The following is a 26,613-nucleotide window of genomic DNA, read 5'->3' on the forward strand; positions in this document are numbered from 1 at the left end:
ATGCTAAAAAATTACAGCCTAAATTGTTGTAACACCTGTTGCAGCTGCTCTGCCAGTTTGGCCAATTTCTCACTGGAAACTGCCATTTCCGTCATAGTCGCCGACTGTTCCTCCGTGGCAGCCGAAACCGTTTGCGTCACAGCCGAGGTATCCCGGCTGATTGCTTCTGTTGCGCTTACCGACCCGGCAATTTGCCGGCTGCTTGCAGCTATTTGGCCGACTGCCGCTGCAATTTCTTTGATTTGTCCGGACAGTTCCACGACAAACGCTGCGATTTCCCTGAAATGATCACCGGCAGCACCGACTACTTCCGCGCCGGCATTTACTTCCTGTGTCCCCTGGCTCATCGCAATAACGGCATGACCGGTATCCTGCTGAATACTACTGATCAGGCTCTCAATTTGTTTAGTGGCTGCCTGGGATTGCTCAGCCAGCTTCCGGACTTCCTCCGCAACAACGGCAAACCCTCTTCCCTGCTCACCGGCCCTGGCCGCTTCGATCGCGGCATTCAACGCCAACAAGTTGGTTTGTGCGGCAATCCCGTCAATGGTGGATACTATTTGCCCAATTTCTTTGGACCTGGCCCCCAGTTCGGCAACAACAGCGGCGGAATTGTCCACACTCTGCTTGATATCATTCATTTTGCTGATGACCAGTGAAATTGCCTGACTGCCGTCCCCGGCCGAGCTTGACGCCCTGTCGGCAGTAGCAGTGGCGGTGGCAGTATTGACCGCAATCTTGTCCACTCCGGCCGACATTTGTTCAACCACTGCCACCGTATCCATCAGGGCTTGCATTTGCTGCTCTGCCCCCTGAGCTATCCCGGCTACTGTTCCGGCAATTTGCTCAGACGCCTGGGCGGACCGGTCAATGCTGGCAGTAAGCTCTTCCGACGATGCGGCAACCTGACCGGCAGACTGGCCAACCTGAGTCACCAGGCTTTTCAAATTGGTCGCCATTACGCTGAAGGACATACCAAGCTGGCCAATCTCGTCCTTGGCCACAGTGTAGCGAGCGGGAATATTGCCGGTAAGATCCCCCTGGGAAATTTTATTGGCTGCCGCCGCTACCGCTACCAGCGGCACACTGATTATGCGTGAGATACCAATACCAAGCCCGATCGCCAGCACACCTGCCAGCACGATCAGAAAGCCGGTTACCCCAATGGCCGCCTGTGACCGGCTTGCATTCAGTTCCGCGGTTTGCCTGCCGCTGTCGGCCTTCATTTGTGATAATTTGTCAATAGCCCTGGAAAAATTGGCAGACAGCTTGGGGCCGTCATTCATCAGCACAGTACGCGCAAATTCTTTATTGCCTGTTTTGCAAAGCTCCACAATCTGTTCCCGGTGGTAGCCAAAATTCTCTAACACATTAGAAAAATATTCAAACTCCTTTTTCTCGGTCTGGGTCAGCAGGCTTTGCGAAAAGACCTGCAGGGAACTATCAATTTTTTTGCTATTCTCCTCCATAGCCCGGATGGCTGTTTCCACTTTTTTCGGATCGTTTTCCAAAATAATATCCCGCATATACGCCCGGTTCTGCTCAAAAGCCCCGTTGATCACCCGCAGTTCCAGCAGCGGGAGGGTCTGGTACCGGTAAAGCTCGTTATCCATATCCTGCAAACGGTTGATGTTGAAGATACCGACAATCCCTACCAGCAACGACACGACTGCCACTAACCCGAAACTTAGCAATAACTTGGTGCTTACTTTCAAATTTGTAAATAAATCGCGCATTACTTCTTCTCCTTAGCATCGGGGGCAACTAATTCCGGTTGAGGTATGTAAACAGTGGATTGATTGCCAATTTGAGCATTTTTGAAAGCTGCCTGGGCAAAATCCTTAAAATCATGAGAGGAATGGGTAGCTCCGGTAATACCATCCACCTCATCAGGATTTTGGTATACCCGCAGATTTTTTACGAATCGCGGGCAGTAATCGCTGGGACCGACACCGCTCTTGCTTCTCATCCGCTTATTATATTCCACATCCTGTGTCTTCAAGCCCCCCGACGAATTGATATAATCAAAGGTAATCTCCTCCATTTCTCCCGTTGCATTGACTTCCATGACGAAAAAAGCCTTCCAGCCTCTAAAATCCGGCTGATCATACTCTACTTTATAAGTTCCGGGTTTCAGCTTTGAGACAGCTTCCGGAGCTTGCTGCTGAACATCATCACCTGAGAAAAAAACAAAAAGCCCTCCGGTCAACACACAAACAATGAATAATAAAGCATACGGTTTCACTCAATCCCTCCTATTTTAGAGGCCTGCCATGTCAATAGGACAGCCATGATACTACCACAGGGACAGCTGAACAGACAGAAAGCTTACTATCACACCAACCTGTCCCAAACCAAAAGCCTTTCAGTAAGCAAATAAAAAAAAGCGCCAAATCCACTCCTTACCAGAATGGCGGACTGGCGGTCATTTTTTTATCCCAAATGGATAGTTAAGCTTAATAATTAATAAATGATAATTATTTATAAATACATTATACGCCAAAAAACATTTTCCTGTCTACTGGTATTTTGTCATTTTTTTGCCATTTAACTCAATCTCGGCGGTTGCTTACTCATGCGGCCCAGCACTAAAACTTTGCCGCCATGCTGCAGCGATTTCCGCAATTGTTCCGTCAACCGCCCTGTTCCGGAAATAAAGGAAATAAAAAAACAGAGACAAAGCGGAATAATTCCCTTTGTCTCTGTCCATGGTATCTGAGAGATAATTAAATAGTAATCTTACTTGATTACATCAACACCCATATAGGGGCGCAGCAGTTCAGGGATCATTACTGAACCGTCTTCCTGTTGATAGTTCTCTAAAATAGCAGCCACGGTCCGGCCGATGGCTACCCCGGAGCCGTTCAGGGTATGCACGAACTCCGGCTTGGCCTTGGGCTCGCGGCGGAACTTGATTTCGGCACGCCGGGCCTGGAAGTCTTCAAAATTGGAACAGGAAGAAATTTCGCGATAGGTATTGAAGCTGGGCAGCCATACTTCCAGATCATAGGTTTTAGCCGAGCAAAAGCCCATATCACCGGTGCATAACAGAATTGTCCGGTGCGGCAGACCTAACAGCTGCAGTACCTTTTCGGCATTAAGGGTCAGCTTTTCCAGCTCGTTATAAGACTCTTCCGGCAGACAGAATTTAACCATTTCTACTTTGTTAAACTGGTGCTGACGGATAAGGCCGCGGGTATCCCGCCCGGCAGCACCGGCCTCAGCCCGGAAACAGGCGCTGTAGGCAGTATAGTTAAGCGGCAGTTCTTTGGCATCCAGGATTTCCTGGCGATGCAGGTTGGTAATAGGCACTTCGGCAGTGGGAATGAGATAATAGTCAAGCCCTTCCAGTTTGAACATATCCTGAGCAAACTTAGGCAATTGACCTGTGCCGATCATACTGGCTTCATTAACGATAAACGGCGGGAAAAACTCTGTATAACCATGCTCTTTCGTGTGCAGGTCAAGCATAAAGTTGATGAGCGAACGCTCCAGCCGGGAGCCCAGTCCTTTATAAAAGGTGAATCTGGCCCCGGTTACTTTGCCACCCCGTTCAAAATCGAGAATACCCAGCTTTTCGCCGATTTCCCAGTGTGGTTTGGGTTCAAAGGCAAACTCGCGCGGCGTCCCCCAGCGGCGTATTTCCGGATTATCCTGCTCGTCTTTACCCACAGGAACCGATTGGTGAGGCATATTGGGTATATTCATAAGAATAGCCGCCAGCGCAGCTTCAGTCTCTTTCACCCGGGCGTCAATAACGCCAATGCGGTCGCCCACTTCCCGCATTTCAACAATCATATCATCGGCATTTTCGCCGGCCTTTTTCTTCTTGCTGATTTCCTGAGAAACCGTATTCCGCTTGTTTTTGAGTACCTCAACTTCAGCTAACAGTTCCCGGCGCTCTTTCTCGCGGCCAAGAAACTCGTCCAAGCTCATGGCGGCACCCCGGTTTTGCAGCGCTTGTTCTACTTTCTCAGGGTTGTCCCGTAAAAATTTAATGTCTAGCATGTATGTATTCCTCCCTTATATAATCAATAGCAGCTTCTCCACCTGAGAGAATTCAGTAGGTCTGTCACATAAAAAAACCTCGTCCCACAAATATAGGGACGAGAGCTGTATTTTTCTCCCGCGTTGCCACCCTGATTGACTGCTTGCCAGTCCGCTCGGCACGCATAACGGGCGTGGAACCGTGCGGCTCATCACCGCATGCTCATAGGGTGGATTACATAATTGTGTTACCGGCTCACACCTGCCACCGGCTCTCTGAAAACCCTGAATTATGCGCGGCCCTGTCATTGCATCTAAACGCTATAGATATACAATATATTATGCAATATAAAATTATACCTTATTCAAGGTAAATTGTAAAGTACTGGCAGCCCAGGTACTAAGGGTTAAACGTAAAGCGGTTATGATAATCCTGGCAGCACTCAATAAAATCCACAAAACAACGGGATATTACCGGATCAAACTGTGTGCCGGCACAGTTGATAATTTCCGTCAAAGCCTTATGATTGCTTAACGGCTGCTGCCGGTAGCAACGAATGGTGGTCATAGCATCAAAGCTGTCGCACACGGCTAACATCCGGCTAATAAAAGGGATTTCCTCCCCGGACAGCCCGGCACCGTAGCCGCTGCCATTATACCATTCATGGTGATAACGCACGATTTCCGCTACCTTCTCCAAACCGGGCACTTTAGCCAGAATATTGGCGCCAACAATCGGATGATTTTTTATCTGGGCAAATTCTTCCTCAGTCAAGCGCCCCGGCTTATTTAAAATATAATCAGGCACACTGATTTTGCCCACATCGTGAACAGCACCGGCAATATACGCCAAGGTGATATCCTCTGTTGACAGTTCAGCATATTTGGCAAAAGCAGACATTAGCCGGGCTACATTTTTGCTGTGTTCAACGGTATAACGGTCCCGCTTGCCAATCAGCCGGCAAACGGCCTGAGTTACAGTCATAGTTCAAATTCCCCTCTTGGCGTATGGCTCTACCACTATATATTCTAAGTTGCGGCGCCAGCAACCGTCAAGGAAATTTATTACACTATTCTATATTTTTTATAAAAATCTGACAAGTGCAGCATTTGCAACAGACTGCCGGAACGGGAATTTGTGTTGCGCCAAAAGGATTTTTTCAATTATTAAGCGAATGTATGTAGTGAGGTGAGACCATGACATACTCTACCCATGAACAACTGGAACAATCGCTCCTAACCTGCGCCGCCTGCCCGCTTCGTCAGAGCGCCATTGGCCCGACATCCTATAACGGCTCGCCGCTAAGCCCGTTGGCAATTGTCGGTGAAGGACCCGGCGGCGTCGAGGATGAATATGGCGTGCCTTTGGTCGGTCCGTCAGGTCAGCTGCTGGACAAAGCGCTGGCCAGTGTCGCCATTACCAGAGACCGCATATACACTACAAATGTAATTAAATGCCGTCCGAAGAATAACCGTACCCCCACCATAGAGGAAGGGGAATTTTGCGCTACAGCCTGGCTGGACCAGGAACTGACCTTTGTTCAGCCAAAGGTTATTATTGCTTTAGGCAGTGTGGCGTTAAAGTATCTGCTCTCGCCAACGGCCCGGATCACCAAAGACCGCGGTCAGTGGTTTACCACCAAATACGGTATTCCGGCCATTGCCACCTACCATCCGGCCTATCTGCTCCGCCTTGTCGGCAAGGACCTGGTAAAAGCTAAATGGGAAGTGTATTACGATCTGAAAGCAGCCGTAGAAAAATGTCAGGAGCTGGCGCCTGAATACATTTTCAAGTCCGCTGAGCCGCCAGATTTACTGGTACTCTACAGCCAGCGGCGCGAACAGCGTCAAGCCGCCAAACGGTAACAGTCACTGACTGAGTACCGTTTTTTATTACTGTTTGTTAAAAAAAGAAAGCAAGATTGCTTCACCGGCCGCTGATGAACAGGCCAGGCAATCTTGCTTTTATTTTACTTTTTGTCAATATGCGTAATGGCACTCAGCACGGCGACAAGCCCTTCGCCGGTCGCCTTAGCTATCTGCCACGGTTTCCCTGTACAATCACCGGCGGCAAACACACCGGGAATATTGGTTGACATATCCCTGTTTACCTTGATAACCTCGCCATCCAATTCCAGGCCTGGCAGCAAATTTTCAACAGGGTCGGACTGGCGCAGGATAAATACGCCATGCACCTTGAGCTCTTCCTTGTCGGTGACCAGCTTTTCCACCTGCCCGTCGCCGACAATGGCCTTGGGCCTGCCGGATACTACGGTAATGGGCGCACGCAGCTCACCGAAATCGCCCTTATACTGGGGCAGATAATACACATTACGGCACAGCTCGCCTAAGAAAGCCGTTTCATTTTCGCCTTCTTCGGTATAGGAAATGACCGCGACATCCCGCCCCTGAAACATGCGCCCGTCACAGGTGGCACAATAGCTGACTCCCCGGCCAAGCAGCTCGCGTTCGCCGGCAAACAACAGTGTGCTTACCACACCGGTAGCAAAAATGACAGCCTTAGCTTCATACGTGTTACCCGGCGTAAGCAGGGTAAACATGTTATCTCCGGGAAACACGGTAATTACTTTTTCCTTAATAAGCTGCGGGCCATGGGCCAGCGCATGTGCGGAAAAGTGCTGCATCATGCCTTTACCGGTAACCTCCGGCAAACCCAGGTAATTATCTACCAGATGGGCTTTTTGCAGCTTCTGGCTAAAATCGAGATGCTCAAACAATGCAATATTTTTATTACGAATACGCCCTGTCAGCGCCGCCGACAACCCTGCCGGGCCGCCGCCGATAACGGCAATGTCAAAATTCGCAGCTTCGCCCATGTGTATTCCTCCTTGCCTTATATCCTACCCGAGGTCTGCGGCCACCTGTTTCATGCGCTCACGAATAGGCAAATTGTACGGACACCGTGCCTCACACTCACCACACTCGACACAGGCGGAAGCTTTTACCTTCATGCCTTTATAGCGTCCCGGAATAGCTTCCGTTAAACCATATCTTGTGTATTGTAAGTAGAAAATAAACATCTGCGGAATATCAATACCGGCAACACAAGGCATACAGTACCCGCAGCGGCGGCAGAAGTTAGCACCAAGCGCCTCGGCCTCGGCAGCCAGTTTAGCCGCTTCCTCGTCATTAAGCGGTTTAAAGTCGTTTGCCGGAGCCAAATTCTCCGTCACATGCTCGATCTTATCCATACCGGGAATGGCCACCAAGCCTTCTTGCTGTAAAATAAACCGCAGCGCTAAATCCACATAGGGAATCAAGCCGCCGCCCAGGGGCTTCATGACAATAATGCCAATATCCTGTGCTCTGGCGAGCGGAAACAGCTCGTCCATAGCTTTTTGTTCCACACAATTAAACGGCACCTGAATAGTACTGAATTCCCCGGTTTTTACCGCCTTTATCAACATATCCAGGTTATGGCCGGTTATCCCAATATGCCGGATTTTGCCAACCTGCTGCGCCTCTTTAAGGGCCTCCAGCGCTCCGTCCGGAGCCATAATGGTTTCCCAGTCCTGCTCGGTCTTAACATTGTGCAGCTGATAAATATCAATATAATCTGTCTGCAGATTGGCTAAGCTGGTATCTATATCCTGGAGCATAGCCGCTTTGGTTCTGGCCATACTCTTGGTTGCCAGATAATATTCACTGCGACGGTCAGCTATATATCTGCCGATCTTCTCTTCACTGTCGGTGTATGCTCTGGCTGTATCAATGAAATTTATGCCGGCATCCAAGGCAGCTTTAAGCACTTCGCCTGCTTCCGGCATGGTGCAGCGCTGCATGGGCAGTGCGCCAAAGCTGATTGGTGTTACCATAAGGCCGGTGCGGCCTAACCGTCTCTTCTCCATATTTGTCCTCCTACTGTAGTTTAGTTTCACCTTCCCCCGGAACCAGCACCGCTAAACGCTCAAGGGCATGTTTAGCTTCCGGCGATTCAGGGTCGGCCTTGCTTAAAAATTCTTTATAGGTGGCAATCGCTTCACCGGTACGCTCCAGGATTTCGCAGCAAAGCGCCTTGTTGTGATAGGCCAGGGCGTTGGTGGAATCAAGCTCAATCGCACGGGTGAAATCAGCAATGGCTTCATCATAGGATTTCCGGGCTGCATAGGCCATGCCACGGAAGAAGTAAGGTCTGGCATCACCGGGGTCAAGTTCAATAGCCTTAGTAAAGTCGGCAACGGCTTCATCAAATTTTCCCTGCCCCAAATAGATGGACGCCCGGATGGCAATCGCCTGGATGTTATCAGGCTCAAGCTCAACCACTTTATTATAATCGGCCAGCGACTCCTCGTTCATGCCCAATTCAAAGTAAGCCTGCCCGCGTTTCATCAGTGCAGCGCTTTCCTCCGGAAAACGCTCAAGTACCTTATTATAGTCGGCAATGGCCACCGAATACAGGTTACGGGCGGTAAAAGCATCGCCCCGGTGTAAATATGCCCCCATATCTTCAGGTTCTAACTCGATGGCTTTGCTTAAATCATCAATGGCATGTTCATAAGCGGCATTGTTCAGATAGATTACGCCCCGGTTGGCATAATTAACCCAGTCCCCCGGGTTATACAGGATGGCTTTGGAATAATCCAGTACGGCATTTTTGATATCATCCAGCATGGCATAGGCACTGCCACGGTAGGAATAGTAAACAGCCTGTTTTTCATTACGCTCAATAGCACTCGTATAGTCTGTCAGCGCTTGCTCAAAATTGCCGGCCACGGCGGCTACTACGCCACGCCAGAAATAAGCATCACTATTTTCCGGGTCCTCATTCAAAGCCTTATCACATGCGGTGAGCATGTCTGCTGTCTGACCGGATTCATAAAGGTCCCGCATCTCTTTACTGAACTGACTTTCCGTATTGGTACCCGCACTGCCGCACCCGGAGCAACCGCAGTCACATTCCTGAGAGCAAGCCGCCTCATTGCAAACCTTATCTTTATCCATAGTAACAACTCCCTCACCGAATTTAACGAAGCATGGTTCTCGTGGTCCGACTGCACGGAAAGCGCAGGCAAACCACGAGTAATCGTTATTAACTACTACCCTATTTCGCGACTTTCCGTCTAATACCTGCTATTATTTCCAAATTTATCATCCGGCACTACAAAAACGCACTGGTTTTGTTTACCTGTAAAAAACAAAGAGACGAGACTGCCTTGTCGCCGCCACTCCAGCGCTGACCAGAACCGATAGGTCATTGCGAAGGCAACAATATGTGGCAATCCCGCCCGGGGCAAAAACTACAACCCTTTTTGCTCGATACCGCTGTACAGAAAACCTAAGTGAGTGGTTGAGTTCATCAGCACTAACCGCCACTTGCCATCCTGGTACTCAAATACATTAATACAGGTATTGTCCTGCTTGAGCTGCCAGAAATGCGACAAATCAATATCCAGGATATCGCATAAGACAGCCTTGTTAACCGCGTCATGGGCTACCACCAGCACCGTCTGTCCCTGATGTTTTGCCGCCAACTCACGAAAAACCTCCATGGAACGGTCCCGGACAGCGGTAATATCTTCCCCGCCCGGCCCCGGCATAGTAACGCCCACTACCGTGGTTTTCCACTTCTCCAGCAATTCAGGATAGGTTTTGCCCACCTCATCACTCAGCAGCCCTTCCCACTCGCCATGGTTAATTTCCAGCAAGCGCTTATCGGTATTGACATTCAAGCCATGTGCTGCCACACACATCTTCGCGGTATCCACCGCCCGGCTAAGAGGGCTGGCATAACAAACATCGATAGGGACATCCTTAAGGGCCTTGGCGGCCAACTCGCCCTGTTCCCGCCCAAAGGCGGTAAGCGGTGTATCAATCTGCCCCTGATAACGTCCTTCTTTATTCCAGGTGGTCTCACCATGCCGAACTAAAATAAACCGGGTAATTGCCATATTTCCTCCTTAAGACTGTAGTTGAATAGTATTAGGTATCGGCTACTCATTTAATTTTACCATAATCAGGATTGGACTTTAACCATTTTTCTTTTGGAAAGCCAGCATCATATCTCCCAGCGCCTGGCAGGACTCATAAGGCACGGCATTGTAGATCGACGCACGGCAGCCGCCAACTAAGCGATGACCGTTCAGGCCGACAAAGCCTGCCTGTTTGGCTTGCTCAAGAAATTTTTTCTCCAATTCCTGGTTAGGCAGCCTGAAGGTCACATTCATTAACGATCTGGCATCAGGCTGGGCATGCCCCTGGTAAAAACCATTGCTGGCATCAATGATATCGTAAAGCAGCGCCGCTTTTTGCCGGTTGCGTTTCTCCATGGCCACCGCGCCGCCCTGGGCTTTCACCCATTCCAGCATGAGCTTTACCATATAAATACTGAAGGTTGGCGGCGTATTATACATGGAATTGTCTTTTGCATATGTCCCGTACTTAAGCATTGTCGGCAGGTTTTGGTTGGCCTGTTCCAGCAAATCACGGCGAATAATAACCACCGTTACGCCGGACGGGCCAAGATTTTTTTGGGCACCGGCATAAATCAGCGCAAATTTACTTACATCAACCGGCCTGGACAAAATATCACTGGACATATCGGCAATCAAGGGCACGCCTTTGCTATCGGGAAAAGACTGCCACTCTGTGCCATAGATAGTGTTATTGGAAGTAATATGCAAGTACGCGCTGGCAGCATCATAGGTTATCTCATCAAAGGCCGGTATCCGGCAATAGTTGCCTTCCTTGGCAGAGGCAGCGATAAATGCCTTGCCCAGTTTCCCGGCTTCCTCATACGCTTTTTCCGACCAGACACCGGTCATAACATAGCCGGCCTGTTTACCTGCCGGTAAAAAGTTCATCGGCACCATGGCAAACTGAAGGCTGGCACCGCCTTGCAGGAACAGCACCTCATACCCTTCAGGTACGGACAACAGTTCTTTTACCAGGGCAATGGCCTGATTGTGTACGGCATCATAATCTTTGCCCCGGTGACTGTGCTCCATAATGGACATCCCTGTACCGTTAAAATTCAGCAGCTCCGCTTGGGCCTGCTCCAGCGCAGTCAGCGGCAGAGCCCCCGGTCCGGCATTGAAGTTGTGTGCTCTTGTTACATTCTTTTCCATTTACATCACCTCATAATAAGATTAGTCGCCCCAAGCCCGGGGACTTAGCCGCTCACCTTTGCACACCGCCGGCAGCAAAACCGGCGTCCTAGAGCAGGGTTAGTCCCAGGACAAAACAGAAAGTCCCGCCCCATATAGATATTGGGGCGGGACAAGCATCCCACGGTACCACCCAATTAGCCAAAACAGCCGGCATGGGTTGCGTAAATCAAAAAACTCTCATCCCCACCAGGGACGAGAGCTATTTTCCCGCGTTGCCACCCATGTTGCCTTTCAGCCAACTTTTGCCGCTATACCGGGCGGACCCGTCAGATTCATCATCAGCCACTCCCAGGCGGAATCAACTGTTACCTGCACCGGCTCACACCTGTCGCCGGCTCTCTGAAGCCTGTATACAATCAACTTCCTGCTCATCGTGCTATTGCTATTTAACTTGGTTTTGATTATACATTATACCCTGGCTACAGTCAAGTGTATTCTTGACAAAAACGTTTACAGACATTCTTCCTGTTTTTTGGCCAACCGCTGCCTGCGGGCATTAAGTGCCGCCGTCAGTGCGACAGGTTCATTCAGTAATTGTCCGGCCTGGATTCTTAGCAACAGGTTCTGCTGAAACCGGCCTACCTCAGGCCCACTGCCCAATTTCGCCGCAATATCCCGGGCGCTAAGCGCAAGCTGCTCCGGGAAAAAAGGAATCTCTGACAAAATAGTCCGGGTTATCTCCTTTACGGCATAGAGACCGTTACAATCCGGTTGTGTATGCCCACCCAGACGATCAGCCTCATGTAAGGCAAACAACTGCCACAAAGCAGTTTCGAACTGATCTTGGCTTTTAAACCCTCCTATCATACGTTTCAGCCATTTCAACACAGCCTTCTCCGCCACTGCCGGGAAAATCAGATGATGCCGGATAAGCCATACTACCCGCTCAGTTGTATGACGCTCTACCCGCAGACGACGCAAAATGATCGCTGCCGCTTCAGCACCAACCTTGTCATGACCCGGGTCGGAAGGCTGACCTTCGCCATTGACTGTCCGCACTCCCGGCCAGCCTTTTGCAATATCATGCAACAACGCCGCCCAGCGCAGCACAGGGTCACATGGTGCCAGGCCGACAACGTCCAGGGTATGCCGCCAGGCATCATACAAATGATAGCGCGGATTTTGCGGCAACCCGTCAAGGTGGCAAAGCTCCGGCAGAATGGGAACAGCCTGTACCTGCTGCTGGTTCCGCACCTGGCAGCAGACGGCCAACAGCCCGGCTTTTAAAAGAATATCCAGACCCTGGGCCGCAAAATCGGCCAGCAGGATTTTCTCTAGTTCGTTGCGAACCCGTTCGACCGATAAGCCGCTAACCCGTTCGAGATTATCGGTAATTGCCTGGAAAGTAGCGGCTTCCAGCGTAAAATTGAACCTGGCGGCAAACCGGGCAGCCCGGAACATTCTCAGCCCATCCTCGGCAAAACGTTCTCTGGGTGCGCCTACTGCCCGGATAATCCCGGCAGCTAAATCTTCCCGCCCGCCGAATAGGTCAATCACGCTGCCGTCAGCAGCCAGCGCCATAGCATTTATGGTGAAATCCCGTCTGGCCAGGTCTTGTGCCAGGCCAACTCCCAGCTCGACCGACTCAGGCCGGTGACTGTCGGCACCATACCTTTCACTGCGGAAAGTGGCTATCTCATAGCTGTGTCCGGCGGCAACAACGGCCACCACACCGAAGGCCGCCCCCACCATAACAGCCTTCCAGCCCTGTTTTTCAGCGATGCCGGCAATACGCTCAGGCACTGCACTTGTAGCAATATCAATATCAACCGGCGGCACCCCGCGCAAAAGATCGCGAACAGCACCGCCCACAATATAGGCTTCATGGCCGGCAGCAGCCAGCGCCGCCATAATGTTCCGGGCCGTTTCCATTAGCCGCTCACCCGGCGGCCGGTTAATTCTACAAATACATCTTCCAGACTGGTATGCCGCAGCGTCGCATTAACTGCCAGTGTTCCGGCAAACGCCGCTGCGTCTGTCCGGCTGGCGAAAAAACGGTATTGTGTGCCTTCGCTTTCGGCCCACTCCACAACATAGTTGCCCAGTCGTTCGCAAAGTGCGGTAGGGCTGTTTAGCGCAATCAGCCGGCCCTTTTCCATAATGGCCACCCGCCGGCAAAGATGTTGGGCTTCTTCAATATAATGGGTAGTCAATAACACGGTCAAACCATCGGCATTCAAGTGCCTGATGAGGTCCCACAGCCGCCGTCTGACCTGCGGGTCAAGTCCTACCGTCGGCTCGTCAAGAAATAGGACTTTTGGCTTATGTAAGAGCGCCCGCGCAATCATTAACCGCCGTTTCATCCCGCCGGAAAATGTATTAACCATATCATTGCCCCGGTCTCTTAGCTCCACATACTCCAGCAGCTCTTCCCGGCGCGCTTCCCGCTCACCGCACGGCAAATGGTGCAACCGCCCATGCAGATCAAGATTTTCCCTGGCAGTTAAATCACTGTCAAGATTAAAGTGCTGGGGAACAACGCCGATAACCGACTTAATGGCGATTTCATCATGCGGCAGACGCCAGCCGTTGATGGTCACAGCACCGGCAGTCGGCCGGGTAAGCATGGTTAGAATTCTTATTGTTGTCGTTTTCCCGGCACCGTTAGGGCCAAGCAAGCCGAAGGTTTCTCCCTGCTCAATGGTTAGATTCAAATTATCAACTGCTGTACGCTCGCCAAACTTTTTTACCAAACCCTCTATAGCAATCATAACAACCTCACCTAATACATTTATGTTATATTTTTTCAACAATTCCCTGAAAAGTCCTCCTGCCTATTTTGTCCATAGGTCAAAAGTCCTATATGGAAACTGTCATCATAAATGGTATTATACATTTATCAGTCTATATTTAGGAGGTAAATCCGGGTGTGACTCAGTTTAAAGCTAATTTTGATGAATTAGAGCAAATATTTAACGCCACTGTTGACGGCATTTGCGTTATTGACCGGGAGTTTACCATACTGAGAATGAATGACGCATTTAGCGCCATGACAGGGATTTCACGCGAAACTTCACCCGGTAAAAAGTGCTTCGAGGTAATGCCCAAGACTGCCTGCAAAATTAAGCATTGCCCGTTGAACCAGCTATTAATCACAGGCAAAGGCTTCTCCACCGACATTACTATGACTTCTGGTACTAATGAACAAAAATATTACATTCTAACAGTCACACCACTATTTAATGCCGACGGCCAATTAATTGGTATCGTAAAAAATCTTAAAGACATCACCGAACGCAAGCGTTTGGAACAACAATTAATAACCCTCAATCAAACCTTAGAAAAAAGAGTAAATGAACGGACGCAAGAACTCAAAGACCGTGAAGCTCAGCTTATTCATATGCTGTATACCGACTCACTCACCAAACTGCCTAACCGTTTGCGGCTGCTGCGGGATGTGGAAAAATCCCAGGTACCGGTAGTAGCACTCATCAATATCGACGATTTTGAACAAATAAACAATTTTTATGGTTATGCCAAAGGCGATTTTATTCTGGTCCACCTGGCGCACCTGCTGGCAGATATACTGCCTACATCCGCCTACCAGCTTTACCGGGTGCATGCCGACGAATATGCCATCTTCCTGGATGCCCGGCGGGCGGCCAACCTCCCGGACGTTTTAGACAGTTTTGAACAGCTGGCCAAGCAAGTTACCGGAATCATACCTTCCAACAAGTTCACGAACAACCAGCAGGAAGTGCAGCTTAGGGTAACCATGGGCATAGCCTTTACGATAAGCGACAATCCGGAAAAGCTGGTCATAAAGGCAGATATCGCCTTACGCGAAGCTCGCAGCCACCGGAAACCCTATCTGTTCTTTAAAGAGTCGGAAGGCATTGATGCCCGCTATCAGGATAACATCAAATGGGCCAATTTACTGCAGGATGCGATTAAGCATGATCGTATCGTGCCTTATTTTCAGCCGATCTATAACCATCGACACCCGCATAACCAGCATTATGAGGTACTGGCCCGCCTTATTGATAATCACGGCAATATTATTTCGCCGTTTCAATTTATCAACATTGCCAAAACCACCAGACAATATCCGGCTATTACCAAGGCTATTATTGAAAAATCCTTTTCCCTCTTTCATGATCTGCCTGGCGAAATCTCGATAAACCTTGATGTTGAGGATATGGAAGACCTCCCAACCACCAGCTTGATTCAAGAGCAGCTGGCAAAATATAATATAGCTGACAGAGTAGTTTTTGAGGTGCTGGAAAACCATCGTCTTGAAGGCCACACTGCGGCGGTCCAGTTTTTGCAAACACTAAAAGCCGCCGGCTGTAAACTGGCTGTCGACGATTTTGGCTCAGGCTACTCCAACTTTGCCTACGTCCTCTCCCTGGATTTTGACTATCTGAAAATTGATGCTTCCCTGATTAAAAATATTGATAAAGATTCCCATTCCCAGACAATAGTCAAAAGCATAGTCACCTTTGCTCAGGACATGGGTATTAAAACCATTGCCGAATTTGTCCATTCGGAATCGGTATTTGACGCTGTTAAGAATTGTAATATAGATTTTTCCCAGGGATACTATATTGGTAAACCCGGCCCCTGGCCGGTAGTCATATAATAAAGAAACCCGATGTAAAAAAGGGGCCGTGTTGAAACATAAAAGTTTCGGCACGGCCCCTGATAGTTGAATTTTTACTATGAAAAAACTGTCTATAGCATACTGTTTAAAGGCAGAGGTATTAGCTCTGCCTTTAGCCGAATACAGAAGGTGATTTCCATGCGCATTGAGCCAACTACGGCTATTACAGTGGGAAACACAACCATGGGTAACACCCCTGACGCGGACGGCAGAACTGGCGCGGTCGGCAGGACCAGCGCGGATTACAGTTCCACCGGGGATTACAGTATCGCCGCGGATTGCAGCCAAAACCTAAGCCTAACCCCAAACCAACTACAAAAGGCAATACTTGCCGGTCTTCTCTGGTTTGGAATTCTTTTGCTTCCCAGTCATCGTCATCATCATCGTCGTCCCAGTCTTCAATCTCAGGCTCTTCCCAATAGGGACGGTTTCTATTATTCAAGTAAGTCCCTCCTTTACATGCCTTTGCTACATAATATGCAGACATCTGCAGTATTGCTACCGGAACAGCACAATAACCAAATATAACTCTCAGTATCCTATGAGGCAGCGTTGAAACGACCTCTCCCAGACATAAAAAAGCCGACGGACGCCAAAAAACATCCATCGGTTTTTTTCTTTGCCTATACCTTAAACTTCATAATCATATCTTTTAGCTCTGCCGCCATGCTGGTCAATTGTTCGGCACTGGCAGCCACTGTTTCCACGACGCCGGCTGTCTGCTCGGCACCGTCGGCTACTTCTTTACTAAGCCCTGCAGTCTCCTGCAACCCTTGCGCCATGCTGTTGATCAGCACCACAATCCGGCTTGAGGTCGCCACTTCCTCCTCAGCTACCTTCATAATCTGGTCAATATCAACTACCGTTTCACCGGCAGCCGTCAGAATACTGTCAAGTGCATTGCTGACAGAACCGGTGGAGTCCACCACCTGCTCCATACCCGCCCGGCCGTGTTGGGCAGCTGTCACAGCAGCGACGGTAGTATCTGTGACCTTGGCTAAGAGGGCGGCTACTTCCTGGGCTCCCTGACTTGACTGTTCGGCCAGTCTGCGCACCTCGTCAGCCACTACCGCAAAGCCGCGTCCAGCTTCGCCTGCCCTGGCGGCCTCGATGGCGGCGTTTAAGGCCAGCAGGTTGGTTTGAGCCGCAATGCCGGTAATGGTTTCAGTAATAACACCAATCTGGCTGGAATAGGCGTTAAGTTGGTTGATGAAGCCTTCGGTTTCGGTGATTTTAGTCTGCATCTGAGTAATACTGGCTACTGTAGCGGCTACTGTTGACTGCCCGGACATGGCCGCCTGGGAAGTAACGGCAGAAGTGCCCTGGGCAGAGACCGCCCGTTCCTTGGCCAGAGTTATTAACCCAGCCAAGTCGGACACCACTTCGGCGGCTGTCTGGGCTGCCGCTTCCCCGGACTGAGCATTGTCAGCCACCCGTACCATATTACCGGCTACTTCCGTAACCGTAGAACTTATTTCCTGACTGGAAGCAGCCAAATGCTCCGATGCCGCGGCTATCTCCCCGCTGGCCCGGCCGACAGCGGCAACAAGCTCAGCTTGATTGGAAATCATAGTATTAAACGCTTCCGTTAACCGGCCAATTTCATCCCTGGAAGTTACCTCCGCCTTCACCGTCAGGTCGCCTGCACCAGCCCGCTGCATCAAAGCTTCTACGGTTTGAATGGGCTTGGTCAGCTTGCGTGCCGACCAGACAGAAAAGCCAATCCCGAGAAGAAGAACAAGCAAACCGGTTGTTCCCAGTGTAACCAAAATCTTATTCCGCGCAGCCAGCGCTTCGACTTCTGATTTTCCGGCAAACAGCACACCCACCGGCTGCTCATTACTGCCGATAAGCGGCTCATAATAGGTAATATACGGTATACCCAAAATCTTGGCATCCCCGGCAAAAGCCTGACCGCTGCCGGTCACTATTTCGGCAATTTTGCCATCCAAATTAGTTCCCACTACCCGTTTGCCATCCTGCATTATGGTAGTAGCTACCCGGACATTGCCGGCAAAAACCGTTACATCCACCTTGTGAATGGCTTTAATTTTGTCAACAAAAGCATCATGATTGACGGCAGAACCGGCGACAACTGCGCCAATCGTACTGCCTGCCGCATCTTTAACAGGCACAACCGACACCACCATAATGGTCTCGCCCGGCACTGCCTCATAATATGCGGCTGCGCCCTGCTGCATATGCTTTGCAGCTGTCTGTTGATTAACAGGCTTGCCTGTACTGGCAAGCATACGCCCCTGCCGGTCCAGCAATTGAACAGCAGTAACATGTCCCTGGCTCACACCGGCAATCGCCCGCAAAGCGGCGGCAGGATCTTGAGCGGCCAGCGCCTGAACAATATCCGGCCGGCTGGCCGCCATTGCCGTCACCGCATTAGTCTCTTCCCGGTAACCGTCAAGCTCTAAACGCAAACCGGCCACACCCTGAACCGCCGCTTCCCGGTTGACACTGTCGGCATAACGGGTGAAAAAATAGCTACTGCCGCTCAGCAGCAAAACAATCACTGCTAAAATGATACAACCGGTATAAAGCGACTGCTTAAACTGGATACTTTGAAACATGAAAAGTCCCTCCTCACGTTCGGAAAACGATTATTACTTAGTTTTTATAATTAAATAAATTCTAACTAAAATCGTAAAATCCTCTAGGTTAGAAAAATTTTCTTAACCGGCGAGTCAATACACCCCCTATGTTGGAGGACGTAAGTTCACCCAGGGTAGACTCTGATTAAATCCAATGTTTCATTTCTCCTGAACAGGTTTCATGAATAAGTCCTTTGGCAAGATATACCTTGCGCGCCGCCGACCGCCAGGCAGGCAGCTTCCTGCCAAAGGCTACCGCGCCGGCCAACGCCAGGATCCCTCCCAGCAAAAAGGTATACGAAGTCCCGATAATACCGGCCACATGACCGGCCATCAGACTGCCAATAGGCGCAATACCGCCAAAAGACAGCACATACAAACTCATGACCCGGCCGCGCTTATCCTCATCCACCAGGGTTTGAATAATGGTATTGGTGGAAGCCATCTGAGCAATAATGCCGAAACCCATAATAAAAGCAATGACCAGTGAAAGTTCGAGACGTACCGACAGCGCAAACGCCATCAAACCCACCGAAAAAATAATTGAAGTTACGGCAATCACCTTTTCAATTCCCACAATACTTGGACGTGACGCCAAAAAAATAGTTCCCACAAAGGCCCCGGCACCGAACGCCGCCATGAGCCACCCCAAAGTATCGGGACCGCCGCCAAGTACTTCCCCGGCAAACAACGGCATCAGCGGCAAAACGGGAAAGCCTACCAGACTCATCAACGCCAGCAACAATAGCACCATCCTAATCGGCAGCGAATTATAGGTATAGACAAAACCTTCTTTTAAGCCGCCTGCTATGTTGCTGGAAGTTCCGGCAGCCGTTTGCGTTACCGTAATCTTCATTGCCAGCAGCGCCCCAATGATTGCAATATAACTCAAACCATTGAACAAATAACACAGCCCCTCGCCAAACACGGCAATTGCCAAACCGGCCACCGACGGACCGATAATTCTCGCACCATTAAACATGGCAGAATTGAGGGCAATAGCATTGGCCAAATCGTCCTTATCCTCAACGATTTGAGAAATAAATGCCTGCCTGGCAGGCATATCAAACGAATTAATAATACCCAGAAACGCATTAAGTACAACAATATGCCACACAGCTACTATGCCGCTGAATACCAAACCTGCCAGCAGCAGCGCCTGAACCATGCTCAGTACCTGTGTCCAAATAATTACCCGGTATCGATTCCAGCGATCCAGCAGCACCCCGGCAATAGGAATCAGCACCACACCGGCAATTTGTCCGCTAAAGTCGACATTCCCCAAAACCTCCGGCGACTGCGTCAGACGATATACCAGCCAAACGGTAGCCGTCCGCTGCATCCAGGTACCGATAAGCGACATACCATGACCAAAGTAAAACAAGCGGAAATTGTGGTGCTTGAGTGCCCGAAAGGTCTCCCGCACAGCTAATCCTGCCATTTGCCACCTCCCAACGTGTTGGCAATTAATAGTGTATTCCAGAAAATAGACAGAGTCAACCTGTACTGCGGAGTATAAACAAAAGGACGGCTCCTGCCTTTCTGCATCACAATCAGCAATGCCGCTGAAATCCCCTCAGGGATTTCAGCGGCATTGCTTCATTCCGGCCAAACGATCAACCGGCACAATAACTTTATGGTCTCCTTAGTTTAGCCCTGATGGCTCTGACAATTTCACGGGCAAACGGCCCCAGGTCATCCTCGGCGTAGGCCTTAAGTATTCCGGCCGCCACCTGACTGATGGCGCTTTTTATTACATCTGCGTTCGCATATGGCTGTGAGCGCAATGTTTCCTCAATCAGCACGGCAGCCGTCAATGCCTTTTCTGCCGCCTGTGTGTTGATATAGGTAACGGCATCAGCATTGCCGGTAACAATTTTACCCACCGGTGCAAAAACCTCCTGTACCAAGGCGGCAAGCTCGGCAGGCCGTTCATCGACAAGAATTACCGGCTCAGCCCCCATCGCTATTTCTTTTGCTTGCCCAATAAACTTGGCTCCAATACATTTGACTTGCGGGGAAGCCGTTGCCACAAGTACATGGCGGGCAACATTGGTAGCAACATTAATAATAATAAGGGCTCGCTCCATTTGATTAAAGTCTTTAATTAAACTGATAACCTCCCTGTCAGGGACTACCAAAATAATGGTTCCTAATTCTGCCAGCTCTTCCAGACTGGCGGCGGTGGGAATGCCAATCTCCTCTGCCACAGCCTGCAGCCGGCTTTCATCACGGTCAAAAATTTTAAGTTTAACATGACCAGATAATTTTCTTGACAAAACTTTGCCCATTCGTCCTACACCAATTAAACCGACTTCTTTCATTCGCTTTTAGCCACCTCGTCTATCAGGTTACCTTCCTAGCTGTGTGTTCATACAATACAGTAAGCTCTTTTAATATATGTCTTTAAGCCATAGGTGGTGCACAACTGCGCCTATAGTAAGAAAAACCGCCGGCACAGTCCTTACAATATCAACATTAGTGAAGCACAGGCGGATGTTAGGCATTAAACTTTCTTCATGCTTAATATATATTTAATAAATTGATAACATACTCACGCCTTGCTATTAGTACAATTTAATAAACAGCAATCAGCATGAAACCAATCAACATTCGCTTTCAATTATGAGTAGATAAAGAAGGGGGATTGCTTTTTGATTAAGTATTATGTGTTAGACACCAATGTGTTACTACACTCTCCCTACGCAATTACTGCTTTTAACGAACACATGGTAATTATTCCCGAAGTAGTGCTTGAGGAACTTGACCGGTTCAAATCTGAAACCAGTGAACGGGGTGCCAACAGCCGTCTGGTCAGCCGTATGATTGACAAGTTCCGGATCAAGGGTAATTTATTGACAGGCGTATCTCTCAACAACCAAGGCGGACTTGTGCGTATTGAAGCCAATCACCTCGATACCCATATGCCGCCTCACTGGGACAAACTAAAAGCTGATAACCGTATCCTGCAAGTATGCAAAGGGCTTGCCGAGGACAATTTGCCTACCGTGTTAGTCAGCCGTGACACCAATATGCGGGTGAAAGCCGCTATATTAGGCATTCAGGCCGAAGATTTCCGTAATGAAAAAGTCGCCAGCGTGGAAGAACAATATACAGGCCGCGCCATAGTGTATACCGCCTCCAACATCATTGATGCGTTTCATCAGGATGACAGCAATTATCTGGACCCAAGCGTGCTCCAGGTTTTTGACGAGGCTACTCACACTATGCTTCCCATTGAGCTGGTAACCAATCAGTTTTTATTAATTCGTTCCACCGACAACGACCGCCATACCGCCCTCGGGCGTTTTGACGGTCAAAAAATCGTGCATCTCAAATACCGCAGCCGTAATCCTTTCGGTGTTTCACCGCGCAATGTCGGGCAGGTGTTCATGCAAGAATGCCTGATGCTGAGCGCGGAAGAAGCACCGCTTGTTATTATTAAGGGCCCGGCCGGTACGGCTAAAACCTTCTATTCACTGGCCGTCGGCCTCTATAACCATCTGGACTGCCGCCCGCGTGCCTACCACCATGTATTAATCTGCCGCCCCAATGTACCCATGGATGAAGATCTTGGTTTTCTTCCCGGCTCGGAACAGGATAAGATCGATCCCTATATGCGCGCTATTCGCGACAATCTGTTTACCCTCATGTCAAGTCACAACATGACTGAGCCAAAAGAAATTGAGCAAGCCGAAGACACGGTGCAAATGCTGTTTGATAAACACATTATTCAGACCGAAGCCCTGGCCTACCAACGTGGCCGCTCACTGCAAAAATACTGGATTATTCTTGATGAAATGCAAAACTCTACTCCCCGCCAGGCCAAAGGAGTTATTACCCGTCCCGGCCTGGGCACCAAAATCATTCTCTTAGGCGACCCCGAGCAAATCGACCATCCCTTCCTGGACAGCCGCACCAACGGTCTGGTCTATGCGGCCGAGAAAATGAAAGGCAGCAAGCTATGCTTCCAGGTAACCTTAGACCATGATGAATGCGAACGTTCCCCCCTTGCCGCCGAAGCGTCATTAAGACTCTAAGAGAGTCTAACATAAAATCCCGCCCCTTTTCAGGGGCGGGATTTTATGTTAGACCAGCCACTGGACAACAGCCAATACCAGGCCGGCTATGCCACCGACAAATACGCCATTAATCCGAATCCAGTCAAGATCTTCGCCAGCCTTATCCTCAATAAATTGGTTAAGCTCCTCATCGGAAAGCTTACGCAGCGCACTGCCGGCGACTTGGCCGACAAGTGAATGCTCCTTATTGAAGATGTCGGTCAGCAATGTTTTCAAATAAGTTTCTGCCCGGTGCTGCAAAAGAGTGCTTTCCTTAACCTGCTGCCAATAACTTGCCAATTGGCCGGCAAGCCAGTCGGCCACAGAATCGCGGTAAGCCGAAGGCCGCTTAAACGCCTCCAGTATCGCCTGCACGACAGCAGTCAAAGGTCCGGCAAACGAAGCTCTGGCAAGCTGGCCATTCTTCCAGTCATCAATAATGGCCGCCCACTCAGGTGTTTCCAGGTTTACGGACACCTCCTTAAGTTCTTCCTGAAACCACTGGCGCACAGGGTGCTCCGGTCCGGCCAATTCATCAACTGTGCGAATAAGCTCCTCATGCAGGGCCGTTGCCGCATCCTCCAGGTTAATGCCGTCCATGCCCTCCAGTACCCCGGTAACCAGCGAAGCCAGCCAGTTCTTCTGAGCTGTGTTTTGTTTTAACTGCTCCAGATAGTTATAAATGGCCTCCCTGGTGCCCTCCTGCGCACACCTGACGGCAAGCTCGTTAACCACTGCCGTATAAAGCTCTCCTCCCTTTTCCTCCTGCAGGGTCCAGCGAAGCAGGGCAGCGGCCTGCGGGGCAGCCGACTGGCGCCTGAGTATAACTTTAAGCAAACGTTCACCATATTTGCCAACCGCCCCGGGATCTATCGTCTGGGCCAGTTCTGCCAGCAAAGTATCCAAAACCGTTCTGACACCGGCCTTACTTATACGGGTACCGGCATATGCCGTCAGTTTATCCAGAATATTAACCTGGTGAATCCGGTCGGCAATTGACTGTTTATTAAAGAAATCCTGCTCAATAGTACGGGTTAATGCCTCAATAATCCGTTCGCGGTTGCGGGGAACAAGCGCGGTATGATAAGGAAATCCCAGCGGCCGGCGAAATAATGCCGTAACGGCAAACCAGTCGGCAACACCACCGGCCAGGCTGGCTTCACTGATCGTTAACAAGGCGGCTGCCAGCTCATTGCCGGGATAATAATACTTTAACGCCAGCGCCCCGGCAAACAAACCGGCTGCCGCCGCAAGTACCCTGTTGGCCTGCCGCTTAACCGGCTTCATGGCGTCACTCCTGCCACGTAGGCGATCACAAACAAGATCATACCCGCAAAGCCCCCGACAACCGAACCATTAATGCGAATCATTTGCAAGTCATCCTTAACTTTATCTTCGATATAGTGCACCAGATCATCATTGCTGAAGCTTTCCAAATAAGCGCTGACAATCCGGCCAATTTCACCATGATTTTGGCCGACCCAGCGGCTAATCCAATCAGCCAGGTAATTATCAAAACCGGCCTGACGCTCCGGGTCGTGGGCAAATTCATCGGCCAGCTTCATCGCCTGCCTAACCGCCCACTTACTGCCGCCGGCAAGCATCTCCGGCTGAGAAGCCGGCAGTTCTGCCAATTGCCCGGCAATCCTTACCACCAGTGGGCGAAGTTCCACTTCAGCCTTCTCGGCCAACACCGGATCTGTCTGCAAACCATCGGCCAGGGTGACCGCCCAGTCGCGCAACCGCTCACGCAGCGGATGCTCCTGGTCGTATATTGCTTCCAACCATGCCGCCGTTTTTTTCTGAATGATGACGGCAACGTTAACCGGATCAAGCTTTAATAATTCCTGCAATATCCATTTTACCAGCTTGCGCTCACCATGCCTGGCGGCATAGGAATTCAGCGCGCCGCGGTATATATCGGCAATCAGCTTGGTCATATACGGCTCGCCCAGCAAGCGTTTCCCTTCAGTAATGAGAAAATCTATGCATTTATCCGCAAAGCCATGCTCTATCGACCAACGTAAAGCCTGACCGGCCAGCGGTGCTGCCTGCACACGCCCCGGGTGCTCTGCCAGCAGCCTGTCCAGCGCCGCTGACAGTTCTGCCGTCCGGATGCCGGTTGCCGCCTCCCGCAGCACATCTTCAGTTAATACCTGCAGCTGCTGCCTGGCCTCAGGCCTGTTGGCACAGCTCAGCAGCAGCCGGGCCAGTCCGGCTTTGGCCAGCGTGTCTTTGATATTGGCGGCAGTAATAATTTCTTCTTCCACCATAGCAACAATGGCGCTAAAAATGCGTTCACGATTTTTGGGGATAATGGCGGTACGGAATGGAATATTCAGCGGCCGGCGAAACAAGGCGGTTACTGCATACCAATCAGCCAGGCCCCCGACCATAGCCGCACCAAAGCCGCTATGCACCAGCCCGCCCCAAAAACTGTATTGCCAGGGATAACTCAGGCAAAACCCGGCAGCGGCAGCAGCCAGGGTTAGGCCTGCTTTACTGCTATTGTCAATACGCAAGCGATCCCGTCCTTTGCAGTTATTTTAGTAGTTACAAAATCAACCGCTTAGTCATGAGCTTTACGGCCAGCGGCATTAACAAAGCCGCCAGCAGTGCCAGCACCCCGGCATGCACCAGCAGGCTGGGATTACTGTTTCCCAAAACCAGCGCCCGGCATACTTCCACACTGTGATAAATCGGATTAAACCAGGCTACCGCCTGTGCCCAGCCCGGCATGGAATGGATGGGAAAAAATACGCCGGAAAAGAGATAAGCCGGTGTCAAAAACAAGGTTATGTAGTAATTAAATTTATCAATATTCTCAATGAGGCCGGTATAACAAATGGCTAACAGGGAAAATGCCAGCCCCGGAATGGCCAAAAACAGCGGAATCAATAATGCCCACCAGGACTGGACTTGCCCCAAGGCGGTAATGACTGTCAGAATAACCAGTCCAAACAGCATACTCTTACAGGTGCCGTACAAAATATCGCCGGCAACAATATCGCGGACAGTAACCGGACCGGCCAGCATAGCATGAAAAGTCTTTTGGTAATGGAGTCTGACAAAACTGCCATACGTACACTCAAACGAAGCGGCAAACATGGCTGAAGAAGCCACCATTCCTGGCGCAATATACTGGATATAGGACAACCCGTCGATATCCCGGACAAAGCTCCCCAGTCCATACCCCATAGCCGTAAGATAGAGCAGCGGTTCAATAAAGTTGAACATTACATTCGTAAACCATATCTTTTTAAACACTGCCAGGTGGCGGGCAAAAATTCGCAAAATGGCCATTATGCTTCGCCCCCTGCGCCGGTCAGCTTCAAAAACACATCCTCCAGATTGGACTGTCTGAGCAGGCAGGCATGCTGCGGCAGCCCCCACTCTTCCAGGCTGTGCCACAAGGCCTTCCCGTCGGCAGCATATAAAAAGAGACCATCCACCACCTGGATAACCTGACCGCCCCAGGCCGTAACCTTCTCCGCCAAACCGGCCGGCAATTCGCTTACCGGCAGGTGCACCTCAATCGCGTCAGGCAAAACATAGGTTTCAATCAAATGACGCGGGCTGCCTTCGGCCAAAATAATACCTTCATGCATGATGACCAGCCGGTCGCATAGCTGCACCGCCTCTTCCATGTAATGGGTCGTCAAAATCAGCGTTACTCCACTGGCTTTAAGGCTACGGAGCTTTTGCCATACCAAATGCCTGGCCTGAGGATCAAGCCCGGTGGTCGGTTCGTCCAGAATCACAATATCCGGCTGGTTTATCAGAGCCCGGGCAATGACCAGCCGCCGCTTCAGGCCGCCTGACAAGCTTTCGATCTTATTATGCTGCTTATCTTCAAGTCCCATGAAATCGAGCAGCTCCTGTCCCCGCTTCCTGGACTCGGTACGAGTAAGGCCAAAAACCACGCCATAAGCCTCCAGATTCTCCAGGACAGTCAACTCCACGTCCAAATTATCTTCCTGGGGCACAACACCCAACCGGGCCTTAATCGCCGGCGACGTCAGTCTGACCGGCTCTTGAAACAGCCACAGCCTGCCCTCCTCCACCGTGGACATGCCATACATCATGCGCATAGTCGTAGTTTTACCCGCGCCGTTATGGCCTAAAAAGCCATAGCACTCCCCGGCCTGAATGCTGAAGGAAATGCCTTTAAGCGCCCGGAAGCTGCCATATGTTTTGCCAAGGTTTTCGGCCCTGACAATTTGTTCATTCAT

Annotated in this window: 23 protein-coding genes; 4 read left to right on the plus strand and 19 right to left on the minus strand. The window is 50.3% G+C overall.

The features are described from left to right. Positions 1 to 11 precede the first annotated feature (11 nt). The 4 genes from GT1_RS07875 to GT1_RS07890 form a co-directional block, all read right to left on the minus strand. The gene (locus GT1_RS07875; protein ID WP_188398248.1) at positions 12 to 1,736 is read right to left on the minus strand and encodes a methyl-accepting chemotaxis protein; all 1,725 of its coding nucleotides are present in this window, start codon (positions 1,734 to 1,736) and stop codon (positions 12 to 14) included. Then, positions 1,736 to 2,245 (minus strand): FMN-binding protein, encoded by a 510-nt coding sequence (locus GT1_RS07880; protein WP_188398249.1) that lies wholly within the window; start codon positions 2,243 to 2,245, stop codon positions 1,736 to 1,738. The genes GT1_RS07875 and GT1_RS07880 overlap by 1 nt, the downstream gene beginning before the upstream one ends. A 494-nt stretch (positions 2,246 to 2,739) precedes the next feature. Continuing rightward, positions 2,740 to 4,008, minus strand: a complete 1,269-nt coding sequence (gene serS, locus GT1_RS07885; RefSeq protein WP_188398250.1) for a serine--tRNA ligase — start codon at positions 4,006 to 4,008, stop codon at positions 2,740 to 2,742. Positions 4,009 to 4,387: 379 nt separating this feature from the next. Then, on the minus strand, positions 4,388 to 4,972 hold the full coding sequence (locus GT1_RS07890; protein ID WP_188398251.1) for an HD-GYP domain-containing protein: 585 nt from the start codon (positions 4,970 to 4,972) through the stop codon (positions 4,388 to 4,390). A 212-nt stretch (positions 4,973 to 5,184) separates the two neighbouring features. Here GT1_RS07890 and GT1_RS07895 point away from each other — a divergent pair, with 212 nt between their 5' ends. Further along, entirely contained in the window at positions 5,185 to 5,853 is a 669-nt protein-coding gene (locus GT1_RS07895; protein WP_188398252.1) for a uracil-DNA glycosylase, read from the plus strand. Between the two features lie 104 nt (positions 5,854 to 5,957). Here the strand turns inward: GT1_RS07895 and GT1_RS07900 are convergent, their stop codons facing one another. The 5 genes from GT1_RS07900 to serC form a co-directional block, all read right to left on the minus strand. Then, positions 5,958 to 6,824 carry an NAD(P)/FAD-dependent oxidoreductase gene (locus tag GT1_RS07900; protein ID WP_188398253.1) on the minus strand — a complete coding sequence of 289 codons (867 nt, stop codon included), beginning with the start codon at positions 6,822 to 6,824 and terminating at the stop codon, positions 5,958 to 5,960. 24 nt (positions 6,825 to 6,848) lie between these two features. Then, the gene (locus GT1_RS07905) at positions 6,849 to 7,856 is read right to left on the minus strand and encodes an aldo/keto reductase (RefSeq protein WP_188398254.1); all 1,008 of its coding nucleotides are present in this window, start codon (positions 7,854 to 7,856) and stop codon (positions 6,849 to 6,851) included. 10 nt (positions 7,857 to 7,866) lie between these two features. Beyond that, entirely contained in the window at positions 7,867 to 8,949 is a 1,083-nt protein-coding gene (locus GT1_RS07910; protein WP_188398255.1) for a tetratricopeptide repeat protein, read from the minus strand. 296 nt (positions 8,950 to 9,245) lie between these two features. Then, positions 9,246 to 9,896 carry a histidine phosphatase family protein gene (locus GT1_RS07915; RefSeq protein ID WP_223226115.1) on the minus strand — a complete coding sequence of 217 codons (651 nt, stop codon included), beginning with the start codon at positions 9,894 to 9,896 and terminating at the stop codon, positions 9,246 to 9,248. Between the two features lie 78 nt (positions 9,897 to 9,974). Next, positions 9,975 to 11,072: a 3-phosphoserine/phosphohydroxythreonine transaminase gene (serC, locus tag GT1_RS07920; protein WP_188398256.1), complete on the minus strand. Its 1,098-nt coding sequence runs from the start codon at positions 11,070 to 11,072 to the stop codon at positions 9,975 to 9,977. Between the two features lie 199 nt (positions 11,073 to 11,271). On the opposite strand from serC, the gene GT1_RS22145 reads away from it, so the two are divergent. Continuing rightward, on the plus strand, positions 11,272 to 11,457 hold the full coding sequence (locus tag GT1_RS22145; protein WP_223226116.1) for a hypothetical protein: 186 nt from the start codon (positions 11,272 to 11,274) through the stop codon (positions 11,455 to 11,457). A gap of 107 nt (positions 11,458 to 11,564) precedes the next feature. Here the strand turns inward: GT1_RS22145 and GT1_RS07930 are convergent, their stop codons facing one another. After that, the gene (locus GT1_RS07930; RefSeq protein ID WP_188398258.1) at positions 11,565 to 12,986 is read right to left on the minus strand and encodes a CCA tRNA nucleotidyltransferase; all 1,422 of its coding nucleotides are present in this window, start codon (positions 12,984 to 12,986) and stop codon (positions 11,565 to 11,567) included. Then, the gene (locus GT1_RS07935; protein WP_188398259.1) at positions 12,986 to 13,825 is read right to left on the minus strand and encodes an ABC transporter ATP-binding protein; all 840 of its coding nucleotides are present in this window, start codon (positions 13,823 to 13,825) and stop codon (positions 12,986 to 12,988) included. The genes GT1_RS07930 and GT1_RS07935 overlap by 1 nt, the downstream gene beginning before the upstream one ends. A 158-nt stretch (positions 13,826 to 13,983) precedes the next feature. Here GT1_RS07935 and GT1_RS07940 point away from each other — a divergent pair, with 158 nt between their 5' ends. Continuing rightward, positions 13,984 to 15,696, plus strand: a complete 1,713-nt coding sequence (locus GT1_RS07940) for a GGDEF domain-containing phosphodiesterase (RefSeq protein ID WP_188398260.1) — start codon at positions 13,984 to 13,986, stop codon at positions 15,694 to 15,696. A 184-nt stretch (positions 15,697 to 15,880) separates the two neighbouring features. Here GT1_RS07940 and GT1_RS07945 read toward each other — a convergent pair whose 3' ends face one another. The 4 genes from GT1_RS07945 to GT1_RS07960 form a co-directional block, all read right to left on the minus strand. Next, positions 15,881 to 16,159, minus strand: a complete 279-nt coding sequence (locus tag GT1_RS07945; RefSeq protein ID WP_188398261.1) for a hypothetical protein — start codon at positions 16,157 to 16,159, stop codon at positions 15,881 to 15,883. 181 nt (positions 16,160 to 16,340) lie between these two features. Then, the gene (locus GT1_RS07950; protein WP_188398262.1) at positions 16,341 to 18,299 is read right to left on the minus strand and encodes a methyl-accepting chemotaxis protein; all 1,959 of its coding nucleotides are present in this window, start codon (positions 18,297 to 18,299) and stop codon (positions 16,341 to 16,343) included. 166 nt (positions 18,300 to 18,465) lie between these two features. Continuing rightward, positions 18,466 to 19,761 carry an MFS transporter gene (locus tag GT1_RS07955; protein WP_188398263.1) on the minus strand — a complete coding sequence of 432 codons (1,296 nt, stop codon included), beginning with the start codon at positions 19,759 to 19,761 and terminating at the stop codon, positions 18,466 to 18,468. 193 nt (positions 19,762 to 19,954) lie between these two features. After that, positions 19,955 to 20,644: an NAD(P)-binding domain-containing protein gene (locus GT1_RS07960; protein ID WP_188398264.1), complete on the minus strand. Its 690-nt coding sequence runs from the start codon at positions 20,642 to 20,644 to the stop codon at positions 19,955 to 19,957. A 330-nt stretch (positions 20,645 to 20,974) separates the two neighbouring features. Here GT1_RS07960 and GT1_RS07965 point away from each other — a divergent pair, with 330 nt between their 5' ends. Then, positions 20,975 to 22,360 carry a PhoH family protein gene (locus tag GT1_RS07965; RefSeq protein WP_188398265.1) on the plus strand — a complete coding sequence of 462 codons (1,386 nt, stop codon included), beginning with the start codon at positions 20,975 to 20,977 and terminating at the stop codon, positions 22,358 to 22,360. A gap of 48 nt (positions 22,361 to 22,408) precedes the next feature. Here the strand turns inward: GT1_RS07965 and GT1_RS07970 are convergent, their stop codons facing one another. The 4 genes from GT1_RS07970 to GT1_RS07985 are packed head-to-tail and all read right to left on the minus strand — an operon-like array spanning position 22,409 to position 26,613. Continuing rightward, positions 22,409 to 23,668 (minus strand): DUF445 domain-containing protein, encoded by a 1,260-nt coding sequence (locus GT1_RS07970; protein ID WP_188398266.1) that lies wholly within the window; start codon positions 23,666 to 23,668, stop codon positions 22,409 to 22,411. Beyond that, complete coding sequence (locus tag GT1_RS07975) at positions 23,665 to 24,903, minus strand: DUF445 domain-containing protein (protein WP_188398267.1); 1,239 nt, start codon at positions 24,901 to 24,903, stop codon at positions 23,665 to 23,667. The genes GT1_RS07970 and GT1_RS07975 overlap by 4 nt, the downstream gene beginning before the upstream one ends. Before the next feature lie 31 nt (positions 24,904 to 24,934). Continuing rightward, complete coding sequence (locus GT1_RS07980; RefSeq protein WP_188398268.1) at positions 24,935 to 25,684, minus strand: ABC transporter permease; 750 nt, start codon at positions 25,682 to 25,684, stop codon at positions 24,935 to 24,937. Further along, a complete protein-coding gene (locus GT1_RS07985) occupies positions 25,684 to 26,613 on the minus strand; it encodes an ABC transporter ATP-binding protein (protein ID WP_188398269.1) in 930 nt (309 codons plus the stop codon). Before GT1_RS07985 ends, GT1_RS07980 begins: the two co-directional genes overlap by 1 nt.

Origin of the sequence: Sporomusa sp. GT1, assembly GCF_014634905.1 — a bacterium.
In the GTDB taxonomy this organism is placed as follows: domain Bacteria; phylum Bacillota; class Negativicutes; order Sporomusales; family Sporomusaceae; genus Sporomusa; species Sporomusa sphaeroides.

Excerpts from the sequence above, each read along its gene's own strand:
- GT1_RS07960 (WP_188398264.1), bottom strand. The coding sequence starts at position 20,644 with ATGAAAGAAGTCGGTTTAATTGGTGTAGGACGAATGGGCAAAGTTTTG.
- GT1_RS07905 (WP_188398254.1), bottom strand. The coding sequence starts at position 7,856 with ATGGAGAAGAGACGGTTAGGCCGCACCGGCCTTATGGTAACACCAATC.
- GT1_RS07915 (WP_223226115.1), bottom strand. The coding sequence starts at position 9,896 with ATGGCAATTACCCGGTTTATTTTAGTTCGGCATGGTGAGACCACCTGG.
- GT1_RS07930 (WP_188398258.1), bottom strand. The coding sequence starts at position 12,986 with ATGGAAACGGCCCGGAACATTATGGCGGCGCTGGCTGCTGCCGGCCAT.
- serS (WP_188398250.1), bottom strand. The coding sequence starts at position 4,008 with ATGCTAGACATTAAATTTTTACGGGACAACCCTGAGAAAGTAGAACAA.
- GT1_RS07980 (WP_188398268.1), bottom strand. The coding sequence starts at position 25,684 with ATGGCCATTTTGCGAATTTTTGCCCGCCACCTGGCAGTGTTTAAAAAG.
- GT1_RS07910 (WP_188398255.1), bottom strand. The coding sequence starts at position 8,949 with ATGGATAAAGATAAGGTTTGCAATGAGGCGGCTTGCTCTCAGGAATGT.
- GT1_RS07955 (WP_188398263.1), bottom strand. The coding sequence starts at position 19,761 with ATGGCAGGATTAGCTGTGCGGGAGACCTTTCGGGCACTCAAGCACCAC.
- serC (WP_188398256.1), bottom strand. The coding sequence starts at position 11,072 with ATGGAAAAGAATGTAACAAGAGCACACAACTTCAATGCCGGACCGGGG.
- GT1_RS07875 (WP_188398248.1), bottom strand. The coding sequence starts at position 1,736 with ATGCGCGATTTATTTACAAATTTGAAAGTAAGCACCAAGTTATTGCTA.
- GT1_RS07970 (WP_188398266.1), bottom strand. The coding sequence starts at position 23,668 with ATGAAGCCGGTTAAGCGGCAGGCCAACAGGGTACTTGCGGCGGCAGCC.
- GT1_RS07950 (WP_188398262.1), bottom strand. The coding sequence starts at position 18,299 with ATGTTTCAAAGTATCCAGTTTAAGCAGTCGCTTTATACCGGTTGTATC.
- GT1_RS07935 (WP_188398259.1), bottom strand. The coding sequence starts at position 13,825 with ATGATTGCTATAGAGGGTTTGGTAAAAAAGTTTGGCGAGCGTACAGCA.
- GT1_RS07985 (WP_188398269.1), bottom strand. The coding sequence starts at position 26,613 with ATGAATGAACAAATTGTCAGGGCCGAAAACCTTGGCAAAACATATGGC.
- GT1_RS07895 (WP_188398252.1), top strand. The coding sequence starts at position 5,185 with ATGACATACTCTACCCATGAACAACTGGAACAATCGCTCCTAACCTGC.
- GT1_RS07900 (WP_188398253.1), bottom strand. The coding sequence starts at position 6,824 with ATGGGCGAAGCTGCGAATTTTGACATTGCCGTTATCGGCGGCGGCCCG.
- GT1_RS07890 (WP_188398251.1), bottom strand. The coding sequence starts at position 4,972 with ATGACTGTAACTCAGGCCGTTTGCCGGCTGATTGGCAAGCGGGACCGT.